General features: G+C 65.7%; 10 protein-coding genes. 6 read left to right on the top strand and 4 right to left on the bottom strand.

The genetic code is table 11. The features are described from left to right. The first annotated feature begins 2 nt into the window (after positions 1–2). From NKH51_RS15440 to NKH51_RS15425, 4 genes are all read left to right on the top strand, one after another. Positions 3–542, top strand: a complete 540-nt coding sequence (locus NKH51_RS15440) for a GNAT family N-acetyltransferase (RefSeq protein WP_256527529.1) — start codon at positions 3–5, stop codon at positions 540–542. A gap of 130 nt (positions 543–672) precedes the next feature. Next, positions 673–1,155 carry a GNAT family N-acetyltransferase gene (locus NKH51_RS15435; RefSeq protein ID WP_254762564.1) on the top strand — a complete coding sequence of 161 codons (483 nt, stop codon included), beginning with the start codon at positions 673–675 and terminating at the stop codon, positions 1,153–1,155. Between the two features lie 167 nt (positions 1,156–1,322). Further along, entirely contained in the window at positions 1,323–2,645 is a 1,323-nt protein-coding gene (nrfD, locus tag NKH51_RS15430; protein ID WP_254762563.1) for an NrfD/PsrC family molybdoenzyme membrane anchor subunit, read from the top strand. Positions 2,646–2,832: 187 nt separating this feature from the next. Continuing rightward, positions 2,833–4,059, top strand: a complete 1,227-nt coding sequence (locus tag NKH51_RS15425; protein ID WP_254762562.1) for a putative manganese transporter — start codon at positions 2,833–2,835, stop codon at positions 4,057–4,059. 3 nt (positions 4,060–4,062) lie between these two features. Here NKH51_RS15425 and NKH51_RS15420 read toward each other — a convergent pair whose 3' ends face one another. The 3 genes from NKH51_RS15420 to NKH51_RS15410 form a co-directional block, all read right to left on the bottom strand. After that, positions 4,063–5,265, bottom strand: a complete 1,203-nt coding sequence (locus NKH51_RS15420; protein WP_254762561.1) for an outer membrane protein assembly factor BamB family protein — start codon at positions 5,263–5,265, stop codon at positions 4,063–4,065. Between the two features lie 77 nt (positions 5,266–5,342). Further along, positions 5,343–7,400 carry an excinuclease ABC subunit UvrB gene (gene uvrB / locus NKH51_RS15415; protein WP_254762560.1) on the bottom strand — a complete coding sequence of 686 codons (2,058 nt, stop codon included), beginning with the start codon at positions 7,398–7,400 and terminating at the stop codon, positions 5,343–5,345. 208 nt (positions 7,401–7,608) lie between these two features. After that, entirely contained in the window at positions 7,609–8,319 is a 711-nt protein-coding gene (locus NKH51_RS15410; protein WP_254765167.1) for a DUF4397 domain-containing protein, read from the bottom strand. Positions 8,320–8,625: 306 nt separating this feature from the next. On the opposite strand from NKH51_RS15410, the gene NKH51_RS15405 reads away from it, so the two are divergent. Next, complete coding sequence (locus NKH51_RS15405) at positions 8,626–8,895, top strand: DUF7553 family protein (protein ID WP_254762559.1); 270 nt, start codon at positions 8,626–8,628, stop codon at positions 8,893–8,895. 69 nt (positions 8,896–8,964) lie between these two features. Here the strand turns inward: NKH51_RS15405 and NKH51_RS15400 are convergent, their stop codons facing one another. After that, entirely contained in the window at positions 8,965–10,905 is a 1,941-nt protein-coding gene (locus NKH51_RS15400; RefSeq protein ID WP_254762558.1) for a multicopper oxidase family protein, read from the bottom strand. A gap of 463 nt (positions 10,906–11,368) precedes the next feature. On the opposite strand from NKH51_RS15400, the gene NKH51_RS15395 reads away from it, so the two are divergent. Continuing rightward, entirely contained in the window at positions 11,369–13,384 is a 2,016-nt protein-coding gene (locus tag NKH51_RS15395) for an SLC13 family permease (RefSeq protein WP_254762557.1), read from the top strand. Positions 13,385–13,406: the final 22 nt, after the last annotated feature.

Here is a 13,406-nt window from a genome sequence, read left to right as displayed (position 1 = left end):
GGCTGCCGGTAGACTGTCGCCCTCGTGTCAGCGAGTTATTTAAGCCCCTCCTCACAAGTACGGGTATGAACGTTCGATCCGCGACGGCCGACGACTTCGATCCGATCACGGCCGTCGCTCGCGCGACGTGGCACGACACCTACGACGAACTCGACGCCGACATGATCGACCGGACGGTCGACGACTGGTACACCGACGACTCGATGCCGCTCGAGGCCCCCGGCACCGTCGTCCTCGTCGCCGAGGTCGACGACGAGATCGTCGGCTTCACGCACGCGGTCGTCCAGGGCGAGACGGCCGACATCCTCCGGATGTACGTCCACCCGGACCACCAGGGAGCGGGGGTCGGCTCCGACCTCCACGAGCGGCTGATGGCGGAGATCGAAGCTCAGGAGGCCGAGCGGGTCCGGTCGTTCGATTTCGCGTTCAACGACGCCAGCCGCGCCTTCTACGAGGGGCTCGGCTTCGAGCAGACCGACGAGGGCGAAGTCGAGATCGACGGCGAGTACTACGCCGAAGCGGTCTACACCCTCGAGCTGTAGGAACGAGGGCGGTCGAGAGGGGCCTCGAGCACCGTCGCGTTCGTCCGTGGACACAGCGCGTTCCGGCTCGCAACGGCACCTAACACTGTGAGGTACTACCACTTTGACACTCGCTGTCGTAGCGTTTCGCATGGAGATCAGACCGGCCACCCGCGATGACCGCGAACAGATCCGAGCTGTCGCCCGCGAGACCTGGCACGACACCTACGACGAACTCGACGCCGACACCGTCGACGAGACGATCGACGAGTGGTACGGCGACGAGGCCCTCGAGACGGCGCTGTCCAAGCCCGGTACCGCGTTCATCGTCGCCGAAGTAGCGGGGGAGATCGTCGGCTTCACCCACGGCGTCGTCACGGCGGAGGAAGGCGATGTCCTCCGGATGTCCGTCCATCCAGCCTACCAGAACGAGGGGATCGGCACCGCCCTCTACGAGCGGCTGCGCGAGGACCTCCGGGACTTCAACATGGAGCGGATGCGCGCGATCGATCTCGCTTCGAACGAGGGCGGCCGGGAGTTCTACGAGACCCACGGCTTCGAGCCGACCGACGAAGACGAGGTCGAGATCGGCGGCAAGCAGCGCCGAGAAGTGGTCTACACGCTCGAGTTGTAGCGGCTCACTCGCTCCGTGAATTGTACCGACTCACTCCGCTATAACGTGTACGGGTCACGCGTCTTGCAACCGATGTCGCGCGCCCCGTACACACCAGGAGACACCTTGGGCTTGCAAATGCATCGCACGGAGGAAAGAGGGTCGATTGCGTGTCTTACGGTGTTACAATGGGGACGAAAACGCCGAGCGAGGCCGACATTTTGCGGCCGATCGGAACGACCTCGAGAACGTATTTCATCATGGTCGCCGTCGCAGGGCTGGCGCTACTGGCGTTTCTGGTCGGGTGGGCCTTTCAACTCGAGGATGGACTGGTCGTCACCTCGTTAGGTGATTGGGGAAGCGGTGGCGGCGTCACGTGGGGGATCTACATCGGCGCGTTCATCTGGTGGGTCGGGATCGCCCACGGCGGAATCATCCTGTCGGCCGCGGTCCGACTGCTCGGCATGGACCGATACATGCCGGTCGCGCGCCTCGCCGAGTTGTTGACCATCAGCGGCCTCTCCGCGGCGGGCTTTTATATCATCGTTCACCTCGGTCGGCCGGACCGGATGGTCACGAGCATCATCGGTCACTACCACATCACGATCCACAACTCGCCGCTGGTGTGGGACGTGACCGTTATCACGGCTTACTTCGTGCTGACGGCGACCTACCTCTCGCTGACGCTGCGCTACGACGTGACCCGACTGCGCGATCAGCTCCCCGATCGGTTCGATCCGCTCTACAGGATGATGACGATCGGCTACACGAAGACGGAAGACAGGATCGTCGATCGGATGGTCTGGTGGCTCGCGCTGGCGATCATCATCATGGCGCCGCTCTTGCTCCACGGCGGCGTCATCCCGTGGCTGTTCGCCGTCTTGCCGAACTATCCGACGTGGTTCGGCGGCGTGCAGGGCCCGCAGTTCCTCACGATCGCGTTGACCTCCGCCATCAGCGGGGTGATCATCCTCGCGTTCGCCTTCCGACGCGCCTACGACTGGGATCACATCATCACCGACGACATCTTCCGCGGATTGCTCCTGTGGCTCGGGTTCTTCTGCCTGCTCTTCCTCTGGCTCCAGCTCCAGCAGAACATCACCGGGCTGTTCAAAGCGCCCATCGACCTGACCATCGCAGCCGTGGCGAGAGCCACCAACCCCATCTACCTCACGTCGATGTCGCTGGTCTTCGTGACGCTTTCGTACATCTTCGCCCAGGCGATCCGGCCGACGCTGTTCACCAAGCGACGGGCCGTCGTCGCCGGCCTCGCCGTCCTCACCGCGACGATCCTCGAGAAGGTGCTGTTCGTCGTCGAAGGGTTCCTCCACCCCACCTTCGATATCTACGCCGCGGTGCCGGGCGTCTACATCCCGAGCCTGATCGAAATCGCCTCGATCATCGGGACGATCGGCATGGTCTGTCTGTTCTTCCTCACCGTCGCCAAGCTCGTCCCCGTCGTCGAGCTCCACGCGATCGAACACCTCCGCGACGAGCACGAACGCGAGTAACGCGACCAACGCCACGCTGTCACCTTTTTCGCGCGATCGACGAACGGCGGGCCGCGAGTCCGTCGATCGCTCGAGACCCGGTTCGACGAGAGCGGTCACCAGCAGCTATTTACCTCATGGCGCTAAACCTATTTTTAGAGATGTCTAATCTTCGGTTCGTCAGTCCGTTCGTTGCGAGTGAGACGGCATGAACGAGGTGATAGACGTACTGTTCGCGTCGCTCCGGGACGGCTACGTCCAAGTGAGCGCGTTCGTCGCGGTGACGGTGTTAGCGTTCGGTCTGCTCCAGTACTGGACCGACGGGGCCGTCGTCGGCGCGATCGAGAACAACGAACGGCTTCAGGTGCTGTTCGGCGGGTTGCTCGGGCTGACGCCGGGCTGTGGCGGCGCGATCGTCGTCATGCCGTTGTACGTCCGCGGCACCGTCAGCTTCGGGACCGTCGTCGCGACGCTGGGCGCGACCGCCGGCGACTCCGCGTTCGTCATCCTCGCGCTCGCGCCCGAAGCCGCGCTGTACGCCTACGCCATCGCCTTCGTCGCGAGCGTCGCGACCGGCTACCTCGTCGACTCCGTCGGCCTCGGCGTCTCGCGGGTCGACGCCGCCGTCGCGCGGCTTTCGCCCGCCGCGACGCCGGACGGCGGCACCGTCGTCCGCGGCGGCGTCGGGCCGAATCCCACCCACGACTACGGCGGCCCGGCACCCACCCACGCCCACGAGTCCGGGCCGGATCGGCGCTCTCGAGTGCTCACACCCCTCTCACACGGCGCACACGTCGCGTGGTGGGTGACCGCCGTCGCCGGCCTCGTCCTCGGCGTGCTCTACCTGCTTCGAGGCGGCCCCGAAGTCGCGCTCACGCTCGGCTTCGGGTTCGACGGGCTCTTCACCGTCTTCGGCATCGCCGGCGCAGTGCTCTCGCTGTACCTCTACGCCGTCGGCCGCCACTACGTCGGTGAGGGGGAGATCGCCCGCGCTCGAGACTCCTTCGCGTCGGCTTACGACACGCTCACCCACGCGGCGATGGAGACCAGTTTCGTCACCGTCTGGGTGCTCGTGGCCTTCCTCGTCTACGAGTACGCCGTCCTCTTTACGGGGGTGAACGTCGCCACCGTCGCCGCCGCGGCCGGCGTGCTGGCCCCGATCGGCGGTGCGATCGTCGGGGTGATCCCCGGCTGTGGCCCCCAGATCCTGCTGGCCAGCGTCTACGCCGAGGGTGGGCTGCCGTTCTCCGCGCTGACCGCCAACGCGATCGCACAGGACGGCGATGCGCTGTTTCCGCTGCTGGCCGTCGACGCCAAAGCCGCCATCGTCGCGACGATCTACAACTTCCTGCCCGCCGTCGTCGTCGGCGTCGCCCTCCACCTCCTGTGGGGGCCGGTGTTCGGGATGGCGGAGTTCGGGTTTGGGGTGTTGTGATCGTCACTCGAGCGCGACGAGCCGGCCTTCGTCGGTGCCGACGAAGACTGCCCCGTCGGCGACCGTCGGCGCGGTCGCAGTAGTGCCCTCAAGCGAGCGAGACCACAGGACGGTGCCGACTTCGACGTCCAGCGCGAACAGTTCCGGGCCGATCATAGTCACGTAGACGGCCGCGTCGGTGACGGCGGGTGCCGAGATTGCGTACTGACCGACCGAGCGGCCCCAGCCCGCGTCGCTTCCGTCACGTTCGTGACTGACAGCGCCGACGAAGCCGAGATCGGTTCCGTAGACGGTCAGATCCGGCGTCGCGGCCGGTGACGCGAGGACCTCACCCGTTATTCCGATCTGCCGACGAGAGCCGTCGTCTCTCGGCAGAACTTCGATCGTTGAAAAGGGAGCCAGAACCCCACTCTCGGCGACAGTGGGTGGCTGCATTCGGGTTCCGTCGTACTCCCACCGATCGGAGCCGTCGGCCGCCTCAAGGGCGTACACCCGCCCGTCCCAGCCGTCTTGGGCACCGACGTAGACGCCGGCACCGTCGACGGCGGGGTAATCGTCGGCGTCGACGGCCAACGGGGTCGACCACAGTTCGTCGCCGGTAGCGGCGTCGATAGCGGCCGCGGTCGGTTCTTCCCCCGTTCCGACGTAGACGGTCCCCCCAGCCGCGGTCGGTCCCGAAACGGGACCGGCCAGTTGGGCCGTCCACTCCCGCGTGCCATCGGTCGCGCTCAGGGCGACGAGTTCGCCCGTGTCGGTGCCGACGACGACCAATCCGTTTACGAAACACGGACACTGCGAACGGCCGCCCTCGAGCGATTCGGTCCACTGCTTGTCACCCGACGCTGCATCGAGCGCGTGGACGATTCCGTCGTCAGTCGCGGCGTAAACGGTCCCGTCGACGACCGCGACCTGCTCATCGATCGTACCGGAAAGCGTCGTCGACCAGCGTTCGGTGGGCTCGTCCGTCGGTGCCGTCGACGGGGAATAGCCGTCGTTGCGTGCCGTTCGCTGGAACGACGGCCAGTCATCGGGTGCGAGCCCGCTGGTCGACTCGTTGGTATCTCGATCTCCGTCGCCGCCGTTGCCCTCATCCGCGTCCCTCTTCTCGTCGGACGTCTCGTCGAGCAGGCTCGTACAGCCGGCACCGGCGCTCAGTGCCGTTGTACTCGTCGTAACCGTCAGAAATCGTCGCCTCGAAGCATTCATGCACCGTACAGTTCAGCAGAGAATAATAAACCCAGAGGAAGAGAGGCGCTGAAACGGATCGGTCGGTGGCAATCCGTTCAGAACTCCTCGGCCGGCGGCGCGATCCCATCGTCCTCGCCACCGTCGAGGTCGAACTCCTCGCGCACTTCCCGAATCCGATCACGGATATCGGCCGCTAACTCGAACTCGAGGTTGCTCGCGGCCTCCTGCATCCGATCCTCGAGTTCGTCGACGTACCGCGCGGCGTCGTCTTCGTCCTCGAGCGTGCGACCGGAGACCTCGGTGGTGTCGGTCTTGCTCCCCGGAAGGTTCGTCTCGCCGACCTCCTTCTCGATCGTCGTCGGCTCGTGGCCGTGCTCTTCGTTGAACTCCTGTTGGATCTCGCGGCGGCGCTGCGTTTCCTCGATGGCGGACTCCATCGCGCTCGAGGGCTCGTCGGCGTAGAGGACGACCTCGCCGTTGACGTTTCGCGCCGCGCGACCCATCGTCTGGACGAGCGTCGTCTCCGAGCGGAGGAATCCCTCCTGGTCGGCGTCGAGAATCGCCACGAGCGAGACCTCGGGGATGTCCAGCCCCTCCCGCAAGAGGTTGATCCCGACGAGCACGTCGATCTCGCCCAGTCGCAGGGAGCGGATGATCTCGTGGCGCTCTAAGGTATCGGTCTCGTCGTGCATGTAGGCCACGTCGACGCCCGATTCCTCGAGATACTCGGTCAGGTCTTCGGCCATCCGCTTCGTGAGCGTCGTCACGAGGGTGCGCTCGTCGCGCGCGATGCGCTCGTCGATGCGGTCCATGAGGTCGTCGACCTGTCCCGTCGCGTCCGAGACCTCGACTTTTGGGTCGACGAGGTGGGTGGGCCGGACGATCTGTTCGACCACCTGCTCGCTTTCCTCGTACTCGTAGTCGCTCGGCGTCGCGGAGACGTACAGCGTCTGGTCCGTTTTCTCCTCGAACTCCTCGAAGGTCAGCGGCCGGTTGTCGTACGCGGTGGGGAGCCGGAAGCCGTTCTCGACCAGCGAGTCCTTGCGGGACTTGTCGCCGGCGTACTGGCCCCGGATCTGGGGGAGAGTGACGTGGGACTCGTCGACCACGGTCAGGAAGTCGTCGGGGAAGTAGTCGAGCAGCGTGTATGGTGCCTCGCCGGACTCTCGATCGGAGAGGTAGACCGAGTAGTTCTCGATCCCCGAACAGTAGCCCGTCTCCTGCATCATCTCGAGGTCGAACGTCGTCCGCTCCTCGATGCGCTGGGCCGCGATCAGGTCGCCTTTGCGCTCGAAGTAGGAAATCCGCGAGTCCAGATCGTCGCGGATCTCGTCCATCGCCTGCTCGAGGGTCGTCTCCGGAATGGAGTAGTGCTCCGCGGGGTGGACGAGGACGGCCTGCTGTTCGTTTTTCGTCTCCCCCTCGAGCGGGTCGACCTTGATCATGCGGTCGATCTCGTCGCCCCAGAGTTCGACGCGAACGGCATACCGGCCGTACATCGGGTAGATCTCGATGGTGTCGCCCCGGACGCGGAATGTGCCCTGCGTGAAGTCGACGTCGTTGCGCTCGTAGTTCAGATCCACGAGTTGGGCCAGGAGTTCGTCGCGGCCGATCTCCTCGCCGACCTCGAGTCGCAACGACATATCGACGTAGTTGCGCGGGTCACCGAGGCCGTAGATCGCCGAGACGCTCGCGACGACGATGACATCCTCGCGAGTCAGCAGCGACCGGGTCGCGGAGTGGCGCAGTCGGTCGATCTCGTCGTTGATCGAGGCGTCCTTGTCGATGTAGGTGTCGGTCTGCTCGACGTAGGCCTCGGGTTGGTAGTAGTCGTAGTAGGAGACGAAGTACTCGACGGCGTTGTCCGGGAAGAGGTTCCGGAACTCCTCGTAGAGCTGGGCCGCCAGCGTCTTGTTGTGGGCGATCACCAGCGTCGGCTTCTCGATCTCCTCGACGACCCACGAGACGGTGTTGGTCTTCCCCGAGCCGGTCACGCCCAGCAGGGTCTGTTTGTCCATTCCCTGCCGGAAGCCGTCGACCAGTTCCTCGATCGCCTCGGGCTGGTCGCCCGCGGGCTCGAAGGGCGCGTCGACCTCGAACGACCGATCGACGTCCGGCCGGTCCGGCTGGAGGGGACCTTGTGCGTCGCTCATTAGCGGAGTCAGGGGCTCGAGCCACTTTACGCGCTCGCATGGTCGACGAGCGACACGGGAGACCGCCGCGCTCGAGCGGTCGATCTCCGAGACGGCCGCTCGACGACGGCGCGATTCGACGGAGCAGGGAGGTGACGAGGGCCGACGATCCGTGGCGGGGCCGACGGGGCCGCCGGCCGCTTTGTCGTGGTCAGCCTCCCGAGACGGATTAGCAGTCGTCGTCCGCCGCGGCGTCGGCCATCGGACCGTCGATCGTCGGCTTGACGGTGAACGCGGGAGCGTCCGCGGTCGGTGGCTCGAGATAGCCGATCGCGTAGGCGGTGGAGGCGGTGCCCCGCTCGAGGGTCACGTCGAAGGAGGCGACGGCTTCGTCACCGCCGGCCGGCCGGACGGAGACGGTGCGTGCGCCGGCCGGGACCGGAACGTAATCGGTCGAATCGGTGAACGCCACGTCTTCGAAGACCAGCTCGCCGTCGGCGTAGACGTCGACCGCGGGAGCGTCCGGCGAGGCGTGGACGAGCCGAACCAGCGCCGAGCCCGCGTCGAGCAGGACCGCCGGCTGGAAGGTTCCGGCCCCGAGTTCGCCGATCGCGGCGACGGTGTAGAAGGCGGGACCGAATGTCACCTCGCCCTCGAACGCGACCGTCTCCGGATCGCCCGCGGCCGTGATCGTCACGGTGTAGCTCCCCGGCGTGAGCTCGAGGTACGGCGAGACGTCGCCGTAGGCGACGTCGGCGAGCACGCGCTCGCCGTCGACGTATACGTCGACGTTCGGCGCGTCCGGCGAGAAGTGCGCGACTCGGACGGCCGCACCGCCCACGTCTTTCGATTCGTCTTTAGTCGATCGTTCGTCGTGTTCGTGTTCACCGCCGGCCAACACGGAAGCGCTCGCTGCAGTCAGCCCGCCCGCGACACCCATCGTCTTCAGGGCCGTTCGTCGTGATACTGGCATGATGCGACCGAGTCGGAGGGCTAAGTCGGAAAAAAGCGGTCAGTTAGTATCCCGAGTAGTCCCGACGTTTCCGCCGCGAGCCGCTTCGATATGCCCACCCTGCCGCCGGAAGGAAGACCGTAGCCTACGCGGGAGCCGAAGAAGGTGGAGACTACACTCGTTCGGCCCTCCACCGACCGGACGGACTGGGACGACGCCGCGGCGCGGAGGAGCGAGCACGACGTGGCCATTGCTCGCCCAACCGTTATGACTCGGCTCGCCGTCGATCCGGCCATGACGGAGCACCTCCAACAGGCGCGAGACGACCTCGAGCAGGCGGAGAAATCCGCCGACGACAGCGACATTCGCGAGGACATCCGCGAGACGGCGGACGCGTTCGCCGACTACGCGATGGGCGATACCGAGCCGGACCACGCCCTCGTAGACGAGCGGCTCAACACGCTCCGACAAATCAAGGAGCGATCGGACGGTACCACCGAGGACAAAGTCGAGTCGGCGATCGAGTCAGTCGAGGAGTACCGCGAAGGTATCGAACAGGCCTGAGACGATCCGCGGCCTCGAGACAGAATGGGAGTGCCGGTCAGCTACCGACGTGTCAGGGAGCGGTAGCCATTACCAGCCCCAGTCGTCATCGTCGTCCTCGTCGTCTCGGCCCCAGCCGTTTCCGTGATTCCAGTCTTGGTCTTCCCAGCGGTCGCGCCAGCCTCGGTCGCGGTCCCGATCTCGATCTCGGTCACCGCGGTCCCGGTCCCGGTCGCGTCGCCCTCGGTCCCGGTCGCGTCGCCCGCGGTCCCGGTCGCGTCGGCCCCGGTTCCGTCCGCGGCCCTTCCCGCCGACGACCTCGAACTGGCGCATCATCGCGTGTTCTTCGTGCTCTAAGACGTGGCAGTGCCACGGATACTTGCCGGTGTAGTTCTCGAATTTCACGAGGATGCGAGCGGTCTCGCCCGGATCGACGCGGACGATGTCTTTCGGCCCGCGCTCGTTCGGTGCGGGCTCGTGGGTCCCGTCGGGGCCGCGTCCGATGATCTCGAAGTTGACGAGGTGCAGGTGGATCGGGTGGGAGTGATGACCGGTGTTCTCGAGCTCCCAGATTTCGGTCGAGCCGAGTTGGGGCTTGGCATGCTCGCCGCCCTCGAAGGACGCCTTCCCGTTGAGGACGTGCAGATCGGGCTCGTTCATCTTCATCCGCATCCCCAGCGTCATCTGGCGCGTTTCTTTGACGGCGTTCTCGTTGGGTCCGTGCCAGCTCGGCAGGTCCAGTTCGGCGGGCTCGGCGCTCCGATCCGGCTCGCTGACGGAGTCGGCGACGCGGAACTGCATGAGTTCCGGAATGTCGGGGAAATGCTTGTCGCCGCCCATATCCATGCCACCGTCGCCACCCATGTCCATGCCGCCGTCGCCGCCCATGTCCATGTCGCCGTCGCCGTGGCCGCCGTCGTGGCCGCCGTGTGGCCCCGCGTACGGGAACGCGGCGTCGTTGGTCATGGTGAGCGTCTCGCCGGCGTACTCCGAGAAGTCGACGACGACCTCGGCGCGCTCGTACGGCGAGATGATCAACTCCTCGAGGTCGCCCTCGTGGCCGATGGAGACGACGTCTTCGAGGAAGCCGTGGCCGGGCGCGATCTGGTGCATCGCGGGGGCGTCGTGGCCGTCCTCGTTTTCCAGCGCGATGGCGAACGTGCGACCGTTAGACTGGTTGACCAGCCGGAACCGGTAGCGGCGGGGCTCGACCTCCATGTACGGCCACACTGCGCCGTTGATGAACGCGGTGTCGCCTGCGAAGTTCGGGACGAACGAGTCGGGATAGTGGAGCGACCCGTCCTCCTCGAACGCACGGTCCTCGAGCATGATCGGCACGTCGTACTCGCCGCGCGGGAGGTTCAGTCGCTTTTCCTCCCAGCCCTCGATGAAATAGAAGCCGTGCAGGCCGGCGTAATTGTTGAGACGGCTGACCCCGAGCGCATGGTCGTGGTACGTCCCGATCATCCGCTCCTGGCGGTTGGGCAGTTCGTGGACGTGTTTGACGAACTGCGGCCCCTTCGTCCCGTCCGGGGCGTCCCACGCGCGGGCCTGCCCGTCGCTCGAGCGCTCGACGTTGAGGCCGTGCTGGTGGATCGACGTGCGGACTTCCGGGACGGCGCCGTCGTAGCCCTCGTAGTCCTCGGGAGAAGTCCCGTGGATCATGTCGTCGACCTCGAAGATGTGCTCCTCGGGAAGGGCGCTGTTGTCGTAGCGGACGTTGATCCGCTCGTAGCGGTGTGACTTGATGACCGGGCCGGGGACCTGTCCGTCGAAGCCCCACATCGTCGTCGGCGGAAGATCCGGGTGGACCTTCTTCTCGACTTCCTCCATCGGGATCTCGTAATAGTCCCCGCCGCGCCACCAGCCGTCCGGCTCCAGAACGTCCGGAATCGGCATGGGCTGGACGAACTTCTCGAGCTCCGGGGTGGATTCCGAGGCCGCCACGGTATTCCAGGGTAGTACCCCCGCCATACCGAGGGCGGTCCCCGCCTTCATGAACCGCCGCCGGTCCAATCCGTATTCTGTCATACCTCCTCAATCATTCTGCATCCTTAATTAATCCTCTGATATACATAACAGCTATTTGATTATTTTGAACGGTTAAACGGTCCTCTGCGGCGTTAGAATGGCAATTTCCACCACCAACTGCTGATAGATGTGCAAGCAGCGGACGAAAATATTCGCCTGGGTCGGCCCGTGACCGCAACGCCGTCGTCGAGTTAGTACGCGCTGTCAAATAAATTATGGATGTCGTCTAGTGTCGGAAAGACTATCTAACCGCTGGTGAGGGGCTGATAGAGTGGCGGACGGCGCGCCGCCGTCCTGCCATTCTCGCTATGTGCCAGATGCCACGAACCCCACCTTGATATATCCACTGGCCGATCGAGACGGGCCGGCGATCGTCCCGGGCGCGTCCGACCCGAAACATAGATTTGTCAATAGCTCACAGAAACGAGGGTATGACCGACGAGGGACCCGCCGGGGGTGGCCGATGATCGAGACGGGGCTTCCCGGGGGTGCGCTGGTGGTGTTCGGACTCATCGCCACCGCCCTCGTGCTATTCGTCTCCGAAGTCGTTCCGAACGACGTCACCGCGATCGGAATCATCGTCTCGCTGGCGGCGCTCGAGCCGCTGACGGGCGTCGGCCACCGGGCGGCGATCTCGGGGTTTGCCAACACCGCGACGGTGACGATCGTCGCGATGTACATGCTCAGTGCGGGCATTCAGCAAACCGGTATCGTCCAGCGGCTGGGTCTCTCGCTGGCCACATTCACGGACGGCGACGAGACGCGGGCGCTGGCGGCGACGATCGGAACGACCGGGCCGATCGCGGGGTTCATCAACAACACGCCCGTCGTCGCGGTGTTCGTCCCGATGATTTCTGACCTGGCCGAGCAGACCGGCATCTCGCCGTCGAAGTTGCTCTTGCCGCTCTCGTACGCCGCCATCCTCGGCGGTACTCTGACGCTCGTCGGGACGTCGACGAACTTACTCGCAAGCGAGTTTGCCGCCGAACTGCTCGGCCGCGGTCCGATCGGGATGTTCGAGTTTACGCCCCTCGGCCTGCTGATCCTGCTCGTCGGCCTCGCCTACCTCATGACCGTCGGCCGGTGGCTGACCCCAGCGCGGATCCCCGTCGACGCCGACCTCGTCGCCGAGTTCGACCTCGAGGACCACCTCACGAAGGTCCGCGTCGGGGCGGACTCGGCACCGGTCGGCTGTACGGTCGACGAACTCGAGGCCAGAACGGCGGCGAAGGTTCGCGTCCTCCGACTCCGTCGCGATGGCGAGCGCAGCGAACGGGACGACGAAGCCGAGCACGTGTTACGGTACGACGGAGACAGCACCCGCGCCCGTGCCGTAGAAACCGGCGAGGCGAGCCGCGACGGACAGCCTCGCTCCGACGCGGAACTCGCCGCGGAACCCGACGCTGACGCCCTCACGAAGCACCGCGAGACGAGCGAGACGTTCGTCGCGGCCGAGACGGACCAGCGGATCCGGGAGGGCGACGTGTTGACGGTCCATGGCAGCCTGCAGGCGGTCAATCGGTTCGTCGAGAACCAGGGACTGCGTCAGCTACACCGGGAGTCGGTGACCGAAGACACGTTCGACGACGCCACCAGCGAGGACCTGCTCGCCAGGGCCGTCGTTCCCGACGCCTCTCCGTACGTGGGCGAGCGACTGTCCGAGACGCACCTGCGGGACGTGTACCAGCTCACCGTGCTCGCGATCCGCCGCGACGGCGAGCTGTTTCGGACCGATCTCGCGGACGTGCGGCTCGCGGCCGGCGACCTCCTGCTGGTCCAGACAGTCCCCAGCACGCTCGAGTACTTCACCGAGAGCGGCGATCTCCTCGTCGTGGACGACGCCATCGATCGGCTCCGCGAGGACGAACTCGAGGAGATCGCGCCGCTGTCGCCGAAGACACCGCTCGCGCTCGCGATCATGGCCGGCGTGGTCGGGACCGCCGCGCTCGGCCTCGTCTCGATCGTCATCGCGGCGCTGGCCGGCGTCTTCCTCATGATCGTGACCGGCTGTCTGTCGACGACCGACGCTTACGACGCCGTCTCGTGGAACGTCGTCTTCCTGCTCGCGGGCGTGATCCCTCTGGGGATCGCCCTCGAGGCGACCGGCGGCTCGCAGGTTATCGCGGGCGGGCTGGTTGCGACGGCCGAGTTCCTCCCGCTCGTGGCAGTCTTGCTGCTGTTTACGATCGTGACGGGACTGCTCGCGAACGTCATCACGCCCGTCGCGACGGTGGTGTTGATGATCCCCATCGCGGTCGACGCTGCGGGAACTCTCGGTGCGGAGCCGTTTTCCTTCCTCCTGGCGGTGATGTTCGCCTCCGCGACCTCGTTTATGACGCCGGTGGGCTACCAGACGAACCTGATGGTCTACGGTCCCGGCGGCTACGAGTTCACCGATTTCGTGCGGGTCGGCGGACCGCTGCAGTTGCTACTCGCCGTCGTCACGACGGTCGGGATCGTCCTCCTCTGGGGAGTCTAACGGGGAGGCGGCGAAACAGCGA

The organism is Natrinema marinum, assembly GCF_024296685.1.
Classification (GTDB): Archaea; Halobacteriota; Halobacteria; order Halobacteriales; family Natrialbaceae; genus Natrinema; species Natrinema marinum.
The sequence above is the reverse complement of the archived record's forward strand: the minus strand, read 5'-3'. Positions and strand labels throughout refer to the sequence as shown.

Bases quoted from the DNA above. Each gene is read 5' to 3' on its own strand.
- NKH51_RS15435 (WP_254762564.1), top strand. From the start codon at position 673: ATGGAGATCAGACCGGCCACCCGCGATGACCGCGAACAGATCCGAGCT.
- nrfD (WP_254762563.1), top strand. From the start codon at position 1,323: ATGGGGACGAAAACGCCGAGCGAGGCCGACATTTTGCGGCCGATCGGA.
- NKH51_RS15425 (WP_254762562.1), top strand. From the start codon at position 2,833: ATGAACGAGGTGATAGACGTACTGTTCGCGTCGCTCCGGGACGGCTAC.
- NKH51_RS15420 (WP_254762561.1), bottom strand. From the start codon at position 5,265: ATGAATGCTTCGAGGCGACGATTTCTGACGGTTACGACGAGTACAACG.
- uvrB (WP_254762560.1), bottom strand. From the start codon at position 7,400: ATGAGCGACGCACAAGGTCCCCTCCAGCCGGACCGGCCGGACGTCGAT.
- NKH51_RS15410 (WP_254765167.1), bottom strand. From the start codon at position 8,319: ATGGGTGTCGCGGGCGGGCTGACTGCAGCGAGCGCTTCCGTGTTGGCC.
- NKH51_RS15405 (WP_254762559.1), top strand. From the start codon at position 8,626: ATGACGGAGCACCTCCAACAGGCGCGAGACGACCTCGAGCAGGCGGAG.
- NKH51_RS15400 (WP_254762558.1), bottom strand. From the start codon at position 10,905: ATGACAGAATACGGATTGGACCGGCGGCGGTTCATGAAGGCGGGGACC.
- NKH51_RS15395 (WP_254762557.1), top strand. From the start codon at position 11,369: ATGATCGAGACGGGGCTTCCCGGGGGTGCGCTGGTGGTGTTCGGACTC.